This window comes from Pseudoalteromonas sp. FUC4 (assembly GCF_008370255.1).
GTDB lineage: Bacteria > Pseudomonadota > Gammaproteobacteria > Enterobacterales > Alteromonadaceae > Pseudoalteromonas.
This window is the reverse complement of the sequence record NZ_SEUI01000006.1, coordinates 22,286-38,482: the sequence shown is the minus strand read 5'-3', so window position 1 is coordinate 38,482 and position 16,197 is coordinate 22,286. Positions and strand designations below refer to the sequence as shown.

Sequence of the window (16,197 nt, the reverse complement as noted above, 5' to 3'; positions counted from 1 at the left end):
GGTATTAACTCATAACCTTTGGGGTAATTTTAATGGCAGATCTATATCCAAGCCACCTAAAGATACGAGTTCCAGTTAAAATTAAAAGAGAGTTAGGCCAGGCATTGATTGCCAGTGATAGTGGTTCTATTGCTAAAATTAATAACGTAGCATAAATCGCTTTTAAACCATCCCCCTGGCGTTTCATGAGTATTTACTCACAAAATTATTACTACTCAAAAGAAAGGCTATTGTTGTTAGGTAATGCTTTTTAAACCCATATAAAACGATGGGCTCTGTATCTTAAGGTGGTTTGGGTATTATTGCGCTATACTGACGCAAATTTTTTCAGATTAGTTGTTATGGCTCTTAAATCCACCATTATGAAAGTGCAGTTATCGCTTAGCGATATGGACCGCCACGTTTATCAAGATTTTAGTTTAACCTTGGCTCAACACCCATCAGAAACCGATCAGCGGTTGATGATTCGCTTACTCGCTTTTGCACTAAATAGTTGCGATGGTTTAGAATTTACTAAGGGGTTAAGTGCTGATGATGAGCCTGAGCTTTGGCATGTAAGTTATAGCGAAGAAATAGAGTTATGGGTTGAGCTTGGCTTACCAGATGAAAAACGCCTTAAAAAAGCCTGCAATAAATCTAAAAAAGTCGTGTTATATACATATGGTGAAAATAATCAGGCAATTTGGTGGCAAAAGCATCAGCCTAAATTGTATGAATTTAAAAACTTAAGTATTTTTAGCCTTGATTACGCAGCCACACAATTATTAGCCGCTTTGGTAGATCGTAATATTAAGCTCACTATTACCATTCAAGATGGTGAAGTATGGGTAAATACCGATACAACAAATATCGAAATAAAACCACAGCAATTGATGTAACTAAGATAGGTTATACCAATTTGCATTAAATTAGTTATCTATTATAGCGACAAGGAAATAAGTCGATAACAAGGCGAAAATTACGACATATAGTTGTTCTATATAAATAATTTTCAATGCAGGTAGCGGGTTATTTAATACGCTAAAATGATCATGTTTTTAATAAAATTGGTATTAAGGGGCGTATGAAAGTTAAACACGTTATTGTTTTACATGGCTTGTATATGTCTGGCTTTGTTATGCGCCCACTTTGTTCGCGCCTTGAAGAGTCGGGGATGACAGTATTAAACATTACCTATAATACACTTGACCCTAATCGAGATACTATTTTTGCTCAAATTGATGAGTGTATTTCTAACGAACCTGCCGCATTAGTATGCCACTCTATGGGCGGACTTATCGCTCGCGCTTATTTAGAAGCGAACTCCCCTGCTAGCCAATATGTAACTAAAGTTATTACCTTAGGTACTCCACATAAAGGCAGCCATATTGCGCAAAAAATGAAGCAAAAAGGATTCGAATCATTTTTAAAAAATAGCGTGGAATTTTTATTAACTAAAAATGGTAACTGGCCTTTTAAAGCTAAACTTTACAGTATTGCGGGCGATTTACCTATTGGGCTTATGCCTTTAATAGTTAAGGGTAGTCAGTCAGATGGCACTGTACTACTCGATGAAACCAAACTTAAAGGTATGGCAGAACATAAAGTGTTTCACTTAAGCCATACCAGTATGATTTACTCGCGCCAAGTGCTCGACTACATTTTAAAATGCCTAAGTGAGGGCGATTAGTCCTCTGCATTTGCTGCTATTTTATAGCTAATTAAAAATACTACTCCCAATATAAGCGGAATGGGCGCTGCAATGTAGCCAAAAAAATCCGAATTCGCAAAGCTCGCACCTGCTAAGTGGGCTACTAACCCAAGTACAAATGCGATAACTGCAATACCGACCACTTTTAACTCTGCTTTATTTTGTTTTGCTGTTTTTGCATGCATGTTATCTCTCCTAATTATTTCAACAACATTATTATGCGCCGTTAGGATGGATGATTTTTGACCTGAATCAATAAAAAAATAGCTAAATTATCACCTTGAATAAAGTTTGTTTTAGATCATAATTTATACTTATTTAGGGTTTATTTACTTTTAAGGGGTGGTATTTTTATTAATCAGACCCATCTCTATTAACAGTTAAGGTGTGTATTGGTATCAAAAACAGTTAATAGGCTAAAACTATTAATTAGATATATTTAAACGATTTCACTAAACAATAAAAATCCGCGATACTTATCACAAGTTCACAAACAAACGGTTATTCAGGAGCAAGTTATGTCACATGTAAACGCAATTGGTCTAAACAGTGCAAAAAGCGAAGACATCATAAAGTCACTCAATACATTATTAAGTAGCTACCAGATTCAATACATGAATGCGCGTGGCTTTCACTGGAACATTAAAGGCCGTAACTTTTTTGAACTACATGTTAAGTTTGAAGAAATTTATAACCTACTGCTTGAAAAAGTAGATGAAATTGCAGAGCGTATTTTAACGTTGGATGGCGCACCACTACATGCATTTTCTGATTACCTTGAAGTAAGTAAAATTAAAGAAGCTAAAAATATTAGTGATGGTACTGCAGCAGTAGAAAATCTATTAGCGGGTTACAGTACACTGATTAAAATGCAACGCGAAGTATTAAGCCAAGCAGGTGATGCAGACGATGAAGGTACTGCATCTTTAATGGGTGATTACATTTCAGAGCAAGAAAAACTTGTTTGGATGTTAAAAGCTTACTTAGACTAAGATTAAGAAAAAAAGCCCTCAATGAAGAGGGCCACAAATAGGGATAAATCGTTAAATAACTTAACGATTCGGTTACTATATTAGCCTCCTCCCAATACTAAACAACGCCCCTGTTACCAGTGGCGTTGTTTTTGGTTTAAGTGGGAAAAAAGCCTGTAACTATCGATGACTTTATTCTAAAAATAGTTTGAATTAGAAATTCACACTTAAATTAGCAAAAAAGCGTCGACCGACAGCATCGTAAATAGCTTCATCACCACCACTAGCAGAAATATATGCAGGCGGTAATTTGTCTGTGACATTACGAAGACCGAAATCTACACGTGTATTATCAAGTACGTTATAACTTGCTGAAATGTCATGCGTTATAATAGAGCCGACGTAACCAGGCTGTAAATCCTCTTCAATATCGCCGTCTGGTGATAAATCAAATCGCGCAGAACGATCTGTATATCGGGTAGTCCAGTTAAGTGTTAAGTCGTTGTACTTGTATACAGCAGAAAAACGAGCCTGCCATTCAGGATCTCCAACTTCTCCATCTTCAACATTTACTGTATCAGGAAGATTTTGGAATTCAAAAACATCAAGCTCAAGAAGATGATTTACGAATAAGTTAAACTTCAGCTCACCCTCTAATGAGTAATCAGTTAAGTTCATATCGTAATCAAAATCAGCCTCAATACCTCTTGTTGTTATTGATGCTGCATTTAAATATCCAGAGCGAACTAATGCGATATCATTACTAGCTGAATCACGATCAACTTGCGAACAGAAAGCTGCATCAGGCCCACCTGCAGCATCGACACAGTTATCAATCACGCTTTGCGCTGCGATAAAGGAAATCGCATCTTCAATTTCAATATCATAGTAGTCAACTGTTAATGAAAAGTTTTCAAAAAAGCTTGGCGTCCAAACAACTCCTGCTGTTAATGACGTTGACGTTTCAGACTCTAAATTAGGATTACCGCCACTAATAAGATCTACACTTACGTTATCATTAGCTTGGAAACCTGAACCTATATTTAGTGCTGCACAGTTAGCTACACGATTTGGATTATTATCAATACGATCAGCATCACAAGGGTCTGTTATATTAGCAAAGCCTGGAGATTGTGGATCAAATGCCTCTGTAATATTTGGTGCACGAACAGCTTGGCCATAAGTACCACGTATACGAACATCATCAATAGGGCGATATAATAAACCAACTTTCCACGCATCAGCGTTACCTGCATGAGAATAATCAGCTGTTCTGTAAGCTGCATCAATAGTTAACTCTTTTGCAAATGCTACATCTGTTAATAGAGGTAAATTTATTTCAATAAATGCTTCTGTTACATCAAACTCACCGTATGCATCAGGTGTAGCCGCGTTTGATAAAAATCCAGCTTTTGTAAATTCATCCGTAATACTCTCTGAAGTTTCTTCTCTGTATTCAAAACCGGTAGCCAAACCAATTGCGCCGCCCTGAAGCTCAAAAAACTCGCCCGTATCGAATGTTATACTGCCGCCAATAAGTTCTTGGGTAATTGTATCTGTACGAGTAACATCTGCTGATACATAATCTTTAGCAGCTGCTGAGGCTTGATCAAAGCCAAATGCATTGTATGGAGTACAAGCGTCACCATTTACACTAGCGGGATCAGTATAACCTTCACCTTGTAAGCTAGGTACCTGACTTCGACATGCAGCTTCACCTGTAGCAGGATCAATCACAGCATCAAGTGCAGCAACCAAATTATCTGGAATTAAATCATTAAGCGTTTTTCGGCGATTATCTGTTTGGCCGTAAACATAATAAAAATCATAATCAACGTCCGTCTCACTTAAAGTGAAGATCCCTTTAAGCCCAGTCACAACACGAAATAGTTCACGCTTATTATCTGCGCTTCGGTTTCCTAGCTCACCAAAAAATTTAGACATTTCAACGCTAGTAGTACCTTCACTAAGTAGCTGCTGGCGAAGGTTGCTATCTAAATATGGATTATCTTCAACATCAATGAAAATACCACCAAATTCAAAAGATGGTTGAAATTGTTGCTCAACCTCAGTACGCACAAATTTAAAGTCACTATAAAATGTATGATTATCTGTAAGGTTATAATTTAATGTAGAACCAAGTGTTAACTTTTCAAGTTCTGGTAATACATTTTCATAATCTTGTGTATTAGCACAAAATTCACAACCATCTGGGAAGTTACCAAAAGCAAAGCTACCGCTTGCTTCTCGTGCTGGCATTAACTCAGCTCTACCACCATTATTAAAAGTATAGATACTTCCACTATCGCCAAATGGATTAATTACACCATTTTCACTTATTCTTTCAGAAAGCACATTAGGCACTGTTAAACGATCTGGAATATCATCATTTTCACCAGTATTTAATGGGTTATCTACTGTGCCATAAGCATTTGTCTGGCGTAAATCGTTGGCTAAAACCTGGCGTACTCTGTCTTGACCTGCGAAGAATGTTATATTACCTTTACCGCCTGCAATATCTGTCCCAGCCACAACACTAAAGCTATGGTTTTCAGTACCTACACCCTCAGTTGAATTACCAACTGATGCATTAAATTGTAAACCATCAAAATTATCTTTTAAAATGACATTAATAACACCCGATACAGCATCAGAGCCATAAATAGCGGATGCGCCACCTGTGATAATTTCAATTCTTTCTATCAGTGCGGAAGGTATCGTATTTAGATCGACTTGTGATGAACCAGGTGCACCCGCTACATGGCGCTTACCATTTACCAGAACAAGTGTTCTTGCGGCCCCTAAACGTCTTAAATCGGCAGAGCTTACGCCTGCTGCTGCATTACTGTCATTATTGCCGACTAATGTATCTGTTGCGCCTATCGACGGTAATTCAGCTAAAATACTACCAAGATCAGGGGTGCCACCTTTTGCAATATCCTCAGCTGTAATTGTTACAATAGGTGCTGGTTGAGAAAGCTTCGCTTTGCTGATACGAGAACCTGTAACTTGTACACGTTCTATTTTAGTAATTTCGTCATCTTCTGCAGCAACACCTTGAAATGAAAAGCTTGCAAGTATCGCGCTGCTTAACGCAACTGTTAACGACGATTTTTTAAATAATCGCGAGCTACCTTTGTTAGTTAATGTCATGTAATCCCCCTGAATTGTTATTTTTGTAACTAAATAGTTACTTCGCGGATTACAGTAAGGGGAATTTTTTAAACACTCTACGGGCATTATTTATGAGGCGTAGTCTTTGGTACGAATAGCTGGTTTTATGAGATGAATTAGTACGTCACAATTATTTTATAAATATATTGTACTTTTCATAACAGTTTTTCCGCTAAGCACGGTCTTTATTATTATATACAGCAAGAGATATAAAATAATGATCGCTTCTTTTCATGCATTAACTTTTGTTAGTAACACTAAGTTTGCAACATTTTTAACAAAGCGCGTGCAAGATCACCGGCACTTTGAATCTCAATCTTTTCTTCAAACAAATAGATTAGATCAAATAGACACTGATCAATACAATGTACTGTTTTACGAACTAACCAACCTAGCTGACCCTATGCAAATAGTGCATTTAACAGAGCTTGCTAAAAAGCTGAAGTTAGTCATTATTGCCCAATCGGGACATTTTGCGAGTTTTGCCTTTGAAGTTGGCGCTGTTGATTTTTTAATATTAGATTCAACTGCATCACGTATTGATAAGTGCTTTGATAAGCTGATTCACCTTTGCCCGATTGCAAGTGCGGCCGAACGCCAATACCCGCAAAGCACACAAGCTGAAAAGCCATCATCACATATTGTGGTTAAAGATGTAGGTAAGGTAAGGCTAATTGATATAAATGATATTATTTGGATTAATGGTGCGGGCAACTATGTAGAGCTGCATTTTACCCAAGGTAATACGCCGGTACTACATCGCGAAACCATGAAAAATATTGAACAACAGCTAGAACCAGAAGGGTTTGTTCGTATTCATCGTTCAACGCTGGTAAGAAAACAAGCTATTTGCGAACTGATGCCTACTGACAGTGGCGATTATAAAGTAAGGCTGAAAAACGATATGTGTTTAAACCTTTCACGCCGCTATAAAGGGTGTTTAGAGAGTATTATAAGCCCTCTTCAATAGCGGTTTATAATACTCATGTTAGTTACCAGTTCTGTTTGATATAACTGTCATTTGGGTGCACTAATAAATAGCTGTCGGTATCTTTATAAAAATTAACTTCTACATCGCTATTTTTCCATACTTTTTCAAACATATTTTTAGCTATGATATTAATGTTTATATAGTCAACTCGTTGATAGCCACGTTCTTTTACACCGGCAAAATAGGTCTCTAATGAATCGAGGCCATCCAAAGTTAACAGCTCAAACTCTCTTAAATTAACAACCACAAACTTAATCGTATTTTCAGGGTGAGTGCTCAGCTCCTGAACAACGCCATTAGTTAACAGCGTAATGCCTTCATTGTTAAAGCTCCCCTTTAATTCTAAATACATCAGAGGTGGCTTTGAACAAATCTGAAATTCACCATGTGCTCCAAACATAAATCGCCTTACATATATCAACTTCTATATATAGGATAATACAATTTTCTGATTTTGCAGTTAATTTAATAAAGCAATAAAAAAGGCCATTTCGAGTGCTTTTTCCTCTAAACTTTTAAAGCGACCTGATGCACCACCGTGCCCTGCATCCATATCGGTTTTAAATACTAAAATATTACTATCTGTTTTAAGCTCACGCATTTTTGCAACCCACTTCATAGGCTCCCAATACTGCACTTGTGAGTCGTGAAGGCCGGTAGTAACGAGTATGTTCGGATAGTTTTGTGCGCGAATATTGTCATACGGCGAGTAAGCTTCGATTACATCATAAAACTGAGGCTCATTTGGATTACCCCATTCATCGTATTCATTTGTTGTGAGCGGAATACTCTCATCAAGCATCGTGGTTAATACATCTAAAAATGGTACATGGCAGCCAACACCGCAATATAACTCTGGTGCTTGGTTTACAACTGCCCCCATCAATAAACCACCTGCACTGCCGCCTGAGGCAAACACCTTGCTGCTATCACAATAGTTTTGCGCAACAAGCGCTTTTGTCACGTCAATAAAGTCACTAAAGCTATTTTGTTTATGCTCTTTTTTACCTTGTTCGTACCACTGACGACCTAGCATTTCAGAGCCGCGAACATGTGCTATTACATAAACAAAACCACGATCGAGCAAGCTCAGTGACGAACTAGAAAAACTAGGATCGATCGTATAGCCATAGGCGCCATAGCCGTATTGAAATAACGGATTTGTGCCATCTTTTTTAAAGCTGTCTTTTCGATAAACAACCGATACGGGCACTTTAACTCCGTCGCGAGCCATTACCATTAATCGCTCCGACTGATAGTCATCGGCATTAAAACTACCGAGTACTTTTTGCTGTTTAAGTAGTGTTTTTTCGCCGGTTGCTAAATCAACGTCATATAACGAACCTGGTGTTGTTAAACTTGAGTAATAAATACGCGCAGTGCGAGTGTCTGGCTCTGGGTTCATTGCTATTGCAGCATAATAACAAGGATCGGCAAACTCAAGTGCCATACGATCCCCTTGCCTATTAACAACTACAAATCGAGCTTGCCCTTGTTCGCGTTCACTCAATACTAAAAAGTCATTAAATAACTCGACACCTTCAAGCAGGACATTTTCTCTGTGAGCTGTATGCTCAAACCATTGAGTTTTATCAGCAATCGTTTCGTTTGTTGCTGTCATTAATCTAAAGTTTTTAGCTTGCCAGTTAGTCACAATATAAAATGTGTCACCTAGCTTATCTACGTCAAACTCGTGGCCATTTTCACGCGGCATTAATGCTTTAAATTCGCCAGTGGGCTTATTAGCATCAAGCACCCATGTATCGTTGGTCTCTGTCGATGCTAAATCAATAATAATTAAGTTTTCATCGCGGCTTTTACCAAGTCCCATAAAAAAGCTGCTGTCTTGCTCTTCGTAGACCATTACGTCTTGGCTTTGCTCGCTGCCAAGCTCATGCCTAAATACTTGGTATCCTAATAGCGTTTTTAAATCTTTTTTTACATAAAAAACGGTTTTATTGTCGTTAGCCCAAACAACTTGCCCTTCTGTATTTTCAAGTACATCAGGTAGCATTTCACCGGTCACTAAGCTTTTAAAGCGAACATTATAAATACGACGACCTTCAGTATCTTCAGAGTAAGCCATAAACTGCTCACATGGGCTGAGGGCGACCTCTCCTAGCTCAAAAAACTCAAATCCTTCAGCTAATACATTCACATCAAGTAAAAGCTCTTTATTATCAGCCTTTATGCTTGTACTTCTATAATGACGCGAGTATTCATCATCACCACGAACTTCTGAGTGATACCAGTATTTCCCGTCTTTAACGGGTACCGAATTATCATCTTTTACAATGCGTGCTTTTAACTCTTCAAAAAGTGTATTTTGTAGTGGCTTCATAGCAGCTAACTGTTCATCGCAGTACGCATTTTCAGCATATAAATGCGCAAGTACTTGCTCATCTTGGCGATCGTCATCGCGCATCCAATAGTAATTATCGGTACGTATTTTATTGTGGGTACTTAATGTATGGGCTTGCTGTTTAGCAATCGGGAAATTAGGTAATAAACTTAAAGAGTAGTCAGGACGAGACACAAAAAAACCAATTAAAAAAATAATGTGATTTGCAGTTTATCATAAAAATAAAAAAGCCCATCCAATAGTTGGATGGGCTAAAACGGTAAACGCTTCATTACTAAAACCGCTATACCTTTGGGAAGATAATTCACTTGAGCTTCATATTTGCTGCCAAGCCATAGCCCAACTTTGTCCTACACCGGGTTCGAACATAGACTTATTATCGTCATTCGTGCGGCAAAATTCATTAAATGGCCAAGGCCTGCATTGATACACATGCCCAGTTTTTGGCTGCAATACCTTTGTACCCGCATTATAGTTTTCACAATTTTCAGGGTACACATAGTCATATGCATCGGCGTTATTAATAACACGCTCATCGCATTTTGCAATACAATGAAAATCGACGTGTGCTTTACATATACCACTGCTTTGCAAAGCAAAAATTTCATTATTTCTATAGGCTACAATTAAGCCCTGTTCGGTCATTTTACCTGCGCTAACAAGAGGTACATGCACATTAATATGCTCGGCAACTAAACGTGGCCATGCATGAGGCTCACCTTGCTCAAGCGAGGTGATCTTGTAATCAAATGATAAACTAACCAGCTCTCCTTGCATGTCGTAAAAGGTTACACTCACCACATCACCAATAAATAATTGGGTATGATGATTTAAGCAACCTATTGTTGACCATTTTCCACAGGCCAACGACGTATGCATAAACACGGCAACACCTTAAGAGTTACAAAATCTTATCCATAGACTATGGATACACAAAAAATACACTGAGGGCAAGTGATACATAACAACACGTTATGCAGTAGTCCCGCTACCATAGCTTTTGGAAACTTTGCACCCTAACCTTTCGGCTAGTTTGCCAGCAATGCGACGATTATAATTCGGCCCCGCATAACAATCAAACAAAAGAATGTAACCAAAAACAAAAACCAACCCTTTAAGGTTGGTTTAATATGTTTTTAACTAAATAAATAAGTTAAAGGCTCTTTCGCCCACGTAAATACCAGCAACACCAATAAAGATATAAATATTAACCACGCAGGCCAAGACGGCTTTGTTACTTTAGCTTTAGCCTCAGAGTCATCCGCTTTTAACTCTTTTGAGCCTGTGATCATCGCCTTAACCAGCGGTTTGCCTTTTATTCTATAAACAATAATAGCTAATACATGCAAGCCAATAGCATAAAGTAAAATGTCAAAATTCAGCTCATGTAGCCAATTGGCAAAATCAATCGTATCGCTAGACACATATTGAGCAAGCGGGCCATCAGTTAAAATGCCATCGCTACTCATTAGGCCGCTAACAAGTTGCGTTATAATTAATATAAAAAACACTATCACCATACAACTACCGGGCGCTGAATGGCCTAACGATTCGCTTGGTGATTTTAATGCCTTAAAAATAGATTTAGGAGAGTGCAGTAACCCACTTAATCTCGCGGTTTTACTACCTATAACACCCCAAATTAAACGTGTTACTATAAGTGCTAAAGTAAAAAAGCCAGCAACAAAATGAAGCTCAATCATGCCCTCTTCAATACTAAAATAAAGCACTGCAATACTTACAACCAAAAACCAATGAAAGCATCTAATAAACCCATCCCACACTTTTAACGTCGTCATTGTGCCTATCCTTAAAAAAACAGTATTATTTAATTTGTTAACTACTTTAACATCATAATATTAAGGTATCCTTATGAGCCATTCTACAAGCCGTGAGTGTAAATATCATGCAACCAGTTAAAAAAGCTATTTTAAAAGGCTTTTTAGATATGCTACCGCTGTGTTTAGCCGTTGTTCCTTGGGGTATTTTATGCGGCTCTTTAGCGATTCAAAATGGTTTTAGCGCCTTTGAAACCCAAGCAATGTCATTATTAGTATTTGCAGGCTCTGCACAGCTTGTTGCGATTGAACTTATGGCGGGCAACACACCATTGCTCACAATTTTATTTACAACATTTATTATTAGCTCTCGGCACTTTTTATACGGTTTAGCTGTGCGTCATAAGGTCATTGATCAACCTATGCGTTGGCGCTTACCGGTGAGCTTTGTTTTAACCGACGAGCTGTTTGCGTTTTCTCATCATCGAAAAGCATATAGAACAAAAACACGTTTAATATACGCATTGAGCGCTGGTTTTAGCTTTTATATTGCATGGAATATTTGGACATTAATTGGCATTATAGCGGGCACAATGCTGCCCGACTTAACTAATTTAGGGCTCGATTTTGCGATTGCTGCCACGTTTATCGCGTTGGTTATTCCGGGGATTAAAAATTTGGCCTCACTCGTTACGGTAATTGTAGCTGGTGTTAGCGCAACGCTTTTAAAAAGTACAGGATTTGAGTTATGGCTTGTTTGCTCAGCGCTGCTGGCAATGGCCGCAGGTTACAGCACAGCAAGGCTAACCGCTAAAAAGGAAGCAACACTATGATGACAACTATTTTACTCATGGCGTGCATTACATTTTTTACGCGTTATTTATTTTTACACCGCGCTTTACCGTTTAAAGTAGGTCCTAAAATGCAGCAATTTTTAAGCTTTAGCGCACCTGCGGTGCTTACAGCAATTTGGGTGCCTATCGTGTTTTTGAATGAAGATGGCATTAACTTAAACTGGCAAAACCCTTATTTAAGCGCAGCGATAGTCGCCATTGTTGTTGCCTATAAAACACATAATATTTATTACACAACACTTGCCGGTATGGGGCTATTTTTAATATTAAATTAGAGCACTCTTTGTACTTTATGAAATACTGTACTCAGGTTAAAATACCAATAACAATAATAAAAAAGACGCCAATATGCACAAATTTCATCAATTAAGCGCAACAAGCTTGCAGGGTCAACCTATTAACTTTAGTGATTTTGAAGGTAAGGTTGTGCTGATTGTTAACACCGCAAGTAAATGTGGATTTACCTACCAATACGAGTCGCTTCAAGCTTTGCATAATAAATATGCCAGCCAAGGTTTAGTTATTTTAGGGTTTCCGTGTAATCAATTTGGTCAGCAAGAACCCGGCGACGCTACACAAATAGAGCAAGGGTGTTTAATTAATTTTGGTGTGAGTTTTTTAATGGCGGCCAAAGTAGATGTAAACGGTAAGCATGCTCACCCAGTCTTTCGTTTTTTAAAATCGGCTTTACCTGGTTTTTTAACACGTAAAATAAAGTGGAATTTTACTAAATTTTTAATTGCCGCAGATGGTACGCCAATTAAACGTTATGCACCTTTTACTAAACCAGAAAAGCTAGAACTTACAATTCAAAAAGCTTTGGCACAAACTAAAAGTGCGCTTTAAAAAGTAATAAAGAGGCGCAAGGCCTCTTTATTGCCAATACTACTGAAACTTAAACATACGCATAACTGCACATTTAAACTCTCAATATTAATTGGTATTTTATTTATACTAGTGAAATTTAATCGGTGTAATCGCTTAAATCATCTTCGCCTAGATTTTTACGCAAGCGTTTTTGCTCAAGGTAGTCTTCCAACTTCTTTTTAACCTTTTGCTTGTTCTTATCGTGTTGATTACGGCCGAGCATTTCGTACTCGTCTTCAACAAAATCGTCATCTAGCGCATCGTAACTAAATGTCTTACCCACAACCCACTCCATAAAGTGTTTGAGACCAACCAAGGATTTTATTATCGCAATAGTCGGTAAAATTAAAATGTTTAACGTCAAAATGCTGTGCAAATTAACATCAAAATAAAGCCACGTGACTACTGTAAATAGTCTTCATGTCAGTAATGTGAATAAATAGCGCTAAATTTGAATTGAGGAAAGTGAGAGTTTTTTATCGTATCGATAAATAAAATTTATTAATTTTTATTAGTTAGCCAATTTGACTAAATAATAGTTATTTATTAATTGATTTCATTTACTAAAAAACAAACAAAAACAGTTAACCATATGTTTTATATTAAAAAATAAAACTGGCATCAAACTTGTTATTAATTAATCGTCATCAACAAAAAGTAGAGAACAAACATGAAAAAATTACTATTAGTTAGCGCATTAATTTGTACGCCAGCCGCTATGGCTCATAACAATAACGATTCTGCAATTTCATTTAGTAATGATGAATGTAACGTCGAATTTAAAAATGATGTGCGCATTAAGCCAAACGAATTGGAAATTTTTACCGTCAACAATAAAACCATGCAGTTTAATACCCATGGTGACTTAACTGTAAATGGCGAATTTGTAGCACTAAATAATTCGCAGCGCGACGCGCTAACCAAGTACTCTGATAGTTTACGCACACAACTACCTGAAGTAGCTAATATAGCGCTAGAAGGCGTTAAAATTGCCGGAGTAGCATTAGAAGAAGTGGGCAATGCATTTAATATTGACGGCCTTGATAATATGTCTGAGCTTATGGACGACATTAAAATTGAGGTAGAAAACACATTTTACCAACAAGGTACATTTGTGATGGGCCAACAAAGTTTTAATCAATTTGGCGAAAACTTTGAACAACAATTTGAGCAGCAGATAGAAACAGCGGTTGAATCAGCAGTGATGCAATCAATGGGCAGTATTTTAGTAGCTTTAGGTTCTGAGTTACTTGGTTCAGGCGGTGATATGGATGCCTTTGAACAACGTATGGAAAATATGGGTGCACAAATAGAAGAAAAAGTAGAGCTACATGCAAGCGCACTTGAAGAACGTGCTAACTCTTTATGTGGAAACTTTGCTGATATTGCAAAACAAGAAGAGCAATTAGTAATGCAAGTGCCTGAGCTTGAAGGTTATCAGTTATTTAGCTTTAAACAAAATTAGTACAGCAAACATTATTTAACATCCCTTTGGCAGCACTTAAGTTTACTTAAATGCTGCTTTTTTGTATTTCGTTGACTTATACCAACCTGCATAAATCTTTGATCAATTTAACGAATTAAATTGCACTATAACGTCGTTAAAAATTTTTTATTTACGACTGCATGGATGCAGGAGGTAGAGCAATGCAGGGAGCAATTGCCGAGAACAACTAGGGCCTGTTGATCTTTGCGGATTAAAATTTTTTCAAACTAGGGGCTATTTAATCGCGGCGCGAGATTTGTAACCTAGTGGGCTAAGTAAAAACCGAGCAACAAAGAGTAAATAGTCCCTAGGAAGAACCCTCTGGGCAGCGCCTGTTTGGCATTAATGCTACGTTATCGCCCATTTATGGGGAATAACCACACTACATAGGCTCTGCCTTGCCTAAATACCAAACAGACTGCTGCAAATTCAACCTTGAAAGATCAACAGACCCTAGATACAAAAACTTTTGCCTAGTTCTAGCGTAATTTTCTTAACGTTAAATAGACCCCATATATAAGCAGATTGGTATTACTTTTTAGCTAATAAAGTAAGCTTACCCAATGTAACTATTGCTTGCTCAATTTGCGCGTTCCATTGCACACCATAACTTAACCTTACACAGCTTTTATATTTATTAGAGGCCGAAAAAATAAGCCCAGGGGTTATGCTAATACCCACTTCAAGTGCAAGTAAAAATAACTTTTGGCTATCGTATTCGCCTCCTAAATCAAGCCACATTACGCAACCTCCTTTTGGATCGCTTATACGTGTATTTTTTGGCATAGCTTGTTGTAAGCACCATCGCATACGCTCTTTGTTATCGCGCAGGCGTTGCCTAAGTACTTTTAAATTTCGGTCGTACTCGCCGCTGGCAATAAACTCAGATAACGTCCATTGGTTTATTAACGAAGCAGAGCAACTTAGTGCTCTTTTATATCGCCTTGCCTGCGTTGCAAATTTACCCGCAACTAACCAACCTACACGATAGCTCGGCGCTGCCGTTTTAGAAAAAGATGAGCAACTAATCACTAATCCTTTTTTAGAGTACGCTAAAGCAGGTGTGCCTCGTTTTGCCGTAAAATATAAATCACCGTATACGTCATCTTCAATAAGCACTACGTCATGACTTTCAAGTAGCTCCACCAGCTGCTGCCTGTTTTTATCTGGCATAAAGCTGCCTACAGGGTTGCTAATTGCTGTCGAGAATAAACACGCTTTTATATCATGCTCGTTTAAAGCACGTTCTAAATCGCTTAACCAAATGCCATTATCTGGGCACAGTGGTATTTCGAGCGCTTTGAGGCCTAAGCTCTCTATTAGCTCTATAATCCCGTGATAACAAGGCGTCTCAATGGCAACTACATCGCCTGGCTTTGTCACACACTTAAGTGCAATAGCCATGGCTTCTTGTGCACCATTGGTGATCACAAGCTCGTCCATATCAATACCAATGCCAAAATCTAGATAGCGATGCACTAGTTGCTTTTTCAGCGGCACAAATCCATCTGTTGGCCCATAGTTAATGGCTTTACTGCCGGCAATTGTCATTACGCGGCGCATATTTCTGCCAAGCGCTTTATCGGTAGGTGCAGCGGCTATAGGGTTAGCGATACCAAAAGGGACTACGTTAGCTTGATGAATGGCGCTGTATACCTGCTCTATTAAGGCTTGTTTATTTACCACAACAGGCTCGCGACTTAATTTAACTCGCTTAGGTAAGTTATGCGCGGCGTTAACAGCTTTTAAAAAGTAACCTGATTTTTCGCGTGCCTCTACTAGCCCTTGATCCTCAAGTGCTTGATACGCTTGTTTTACAGTGGGAATACTTATATTTAAGTTATCTGCCATTTTACGTAGTGATGGTAGTTTTTCGCCGGGGAGTAAAACTTGTTGAGCACTCATATCCCTAATTAACTGAATAACTTGTTGATATAAAAAATCGTGCCCTTGGCTATTTTTTTGTCTTATCATCACACACCAAATCTGTATAGGTTACATTTTTACTTTTCTGTATATGGTAA

The 16,197-nt window shown here is 38.0% G+C and carries 16 protein-coding genes and 1 riboswitch; of the genes, 8 read left to right on the top strand and 8 right to left on the bottom strand.

What is annotated here, in order from left to right; all coding sequences use genetic code 11:
* The first annotated feature begins 341 nt into the window (after nt 1-341).
* Together EU510_RS16385 and EU510_RS16380 are read left to right on the top strand one after the other, a co-directional pair.
* On the top strand, nt 342-878 hold the full coding sequence (locus tag EU510_RS16385) for a YaeQ family protein (RefSeq protein ID WP_149594373.1): 537 nt from the start codon (nt 342-344) through the stop codon (nt 876-878).
* A 185-nt stretch (nt 879-1,063) separates the two neighbouring features.
* On the top strand, nt 1,064-1,669 hold the full coding sequence (locus EU510_RS16380; protein WP_149594372.1) for an alpha/beta fold hydrolase: 606 nt from the start codon (nt 1,064-1,066) through the stop codon (nt 1,667-1,669).
* Here the strand turns inward: EU510_RS16380 and EU510_RS16375 are convergent.
* Nucleotides 1,666-1,875 carry a hypothetical protein gene (locus EU510_RS16375; protein ID WP_149594371.1) on the bottom strand — a complete coding sequence of 70 codons (210 nt, stop codon included), beginning with the start codon at nt 1,873-1,875 and terminating at the stop codon, nt 1,666-1,668. The two genes, EU510_RS16380 and EU510_RS16375, sit on opposite strands and share 4 nt — an antisense overlap.
* A 333-nt stretch (nt 1,876-2,208) precedes the next feature.
* Here EU510_RS16375 and EU510_RS16370 point away from each other — a divergent pair, with 333 nt between their 5' ends.
* Nucleotides 2,209-2,682 carry a Dps family protein gene (locus tag EU510_RS16370; protein ID WP_149594370.1) on the top strand — a complete coding sequence of 158 codons (474 nt, stop codon included), beginning with the start codon at nt 2,209-2,211 and terminating at the stop codon, nt 2,680-2,682.
* A gap of 192 nt (nt 2,683-2,874) precedes the next feature.
* Here the strand turns inward: EU510_RS16370 and EU510_RS16365 are convergent, their stop codons facing one another.
* A complete protein-coding gene (locus tag EU510_RS16365) occupies nt 2,875-5,814 on the bottom strand; it encodes a TonB-dependent receptor domain-containing protein (protein ID WP_149594369.1) in 2,940 nt (979 codons plus the stop codon).
* A gap of 238 nt (nt 5,815-6,052) precedes the next feature.
* Here EU510_RS16365 and EU510_RS16360 point away from each other — a divergent pair, with 238 nt between their 5' ends.
* Nucleotides 6,053-6,805 carry a LytR/AlgR family response regulator transcription factor gene (locus tag EU510_RS16360; RefSeq protein ID WP_149594368.1) on the top strand — a complete coding sequence of 251 codons (753 nt, stop codon included), beginning with the start codon at nt 6,053-6,055 and terminating at the stop codon, nt 6,803-6,805.
* A 22-nt stretch (nt 6,806-6,827) separates the two neighbouring features.
* On the opposite strand, the gene EU510_RS16355 is transcribed toward EU510_RS16360, so the two are convergent.
* From EU510_RS16355 to EU510_RS16340, 4 genes are all read right to left on the bottom strand, one after another.
* Complete coding sequence (locus EU510_RS16355) at nt 6,828-7,226, bottom strand: hypothetical protein (protein WP_149594367.1); 399 nt, start codon at nt 7,224-7,226, stop codon at nt 6,828-6,830.
* A gap of 60 nt (nt 7,227-7,286) precedes the next feature.
* Complete coding sequence (locus EU510_RS16350; RefSeq protein WP_149594366.1) at nt 7,287-9,362, bottom strand: S9 family peptidase; 2,076 nt, start codon at nt 9,360-9,362, stop codon at nt 7,287-7,289.
* A gap of 141 nt (nt 9,363-9,503) precedes the next feature.
* Entirely contained in the window at nt 9,504-10,067 is a 564-nt protein-coding gene (locus EU510_RS16345; RefSeq protein WP_149594365.1) for a chitin-binding protein, read from the bottom strand.
* 96 nt (nt 10,068-10,163) lie between these two features.
* Nucleotides 10,164-10,236: riboswitch (cyclic di-GMP riboswitch) on the bottom strand.
* Nucleotides 10,237-10,324: 88 nt separating this feature from the next.
* Nucleotides 10,325-10,987 (bottom strand): cytochrome b/b6 domain-containing protein, encoded by a 663-nt coding sequence (locus EU510_RS16340; RefSeq protein ID WP_149594364.1) that lies wholly within the window; start codon nt 10,985-10,987, stop codon nt 10,325-10,327.
* Between the two features lie 107 nt (nt 10,988-11,094).
* Here EU510_RS16340 and EU510_RS16335 point away from each other — a divergent pair, with 107 nt between their 5' ends.
* The 3 genes from EU510_RS16335 to EU510_RS16325 all read left to right on the top strand — a co-directional run bounded on the left by EU510_RS16335 (nt 11,095) and on the right by EU510_RS16325 (nt 12,666).
* The gene (locus EU510_RS16335; protein WP_149594363.1) at nt 11,095-11,799 is read left to right on the top strand and encodes an AzlC family ABC transporter permease; all 705 of its coding nucleotides are present in this window, start codon (nt 11,095-11,097) and stop codon (nt 11,797-11,799) included.
* On the top strand, nt 11,796-12,095 hold the full coding sequence (locus EU510_RS16330) for an AzlD domain-containing protein (RefSeq protein WP_149594362.1): 300 nt from the start codon (nt 11,796-11,798) through the stop codon (nt 12,093-12,095). The genes EU510_RS16335 and EU510_RS16330 overlap by 4 nt, the downstream gene beginning before the upstream one ends.
* 73 nt (nt 12,096-12,168) lie before the next feature.
* Nucleotides 12,169-12,666, top strand: a complete 498-nt coding sequence (locus EU510_RS16325; RefSeq protein ID WP_149594361.1) for a glutathione peroxidase — start codon at nt 12,169-12,171, stop codon at nt 12,664-12,666.
* Between the two features lie 118 nt (nt 12,667-12,784).
* On the opposite strand, the gene EU510_RS16320 is transcribed toward EU510_RS16325, so the two are convergent.
* Nucleotides 12,785-12,970: a PA3496 family putative envelope integrity protein gene (locus EU510_RS16320; protein ID WP_007579801.1), complete on the bottom strand. Its 186-nt coding sequence runs from the start codon at nt 12,968-12,970 to the stop codon at nt 12,785-12,787.
* 387 nt (nt 12,971-13,357) lie between these two features.
* Here EU510_RS16320 and EU510_RS16315 point away from each other — a divergent pair, with 387 nt between their 5' ends.
* Nucleotides 13,358-14,152 (top strand): YggN family protein, encoded by a 795-nt coding sequence (locus tag EU510_RS16315; protein ID WP_149594360.1) that lies wholly within the window; start codon nt 13,358-13,360, stop codon nt 14,150-14,152.
* 552 nt (nt 14,153-14,704) lie between these two features.
* Here EU510_RS16315 and EU510_RS16310 read toward each other — a convergent pair.
* Nucleotides 14,705-16,147: a PLP-dependent aminotransferase family protein gene (locus EU510_RS16310; RefSeq protein WP_149594359.1), complete on the bottom strand. Its 1,443-nt coding sequence runs from the start codon at nt 16,145-16,147 to the stop codon at nt 14,705-14,707.
* Between the last annotated feature and the right edge of the window lie 50 nt (nt 16,148-16,197).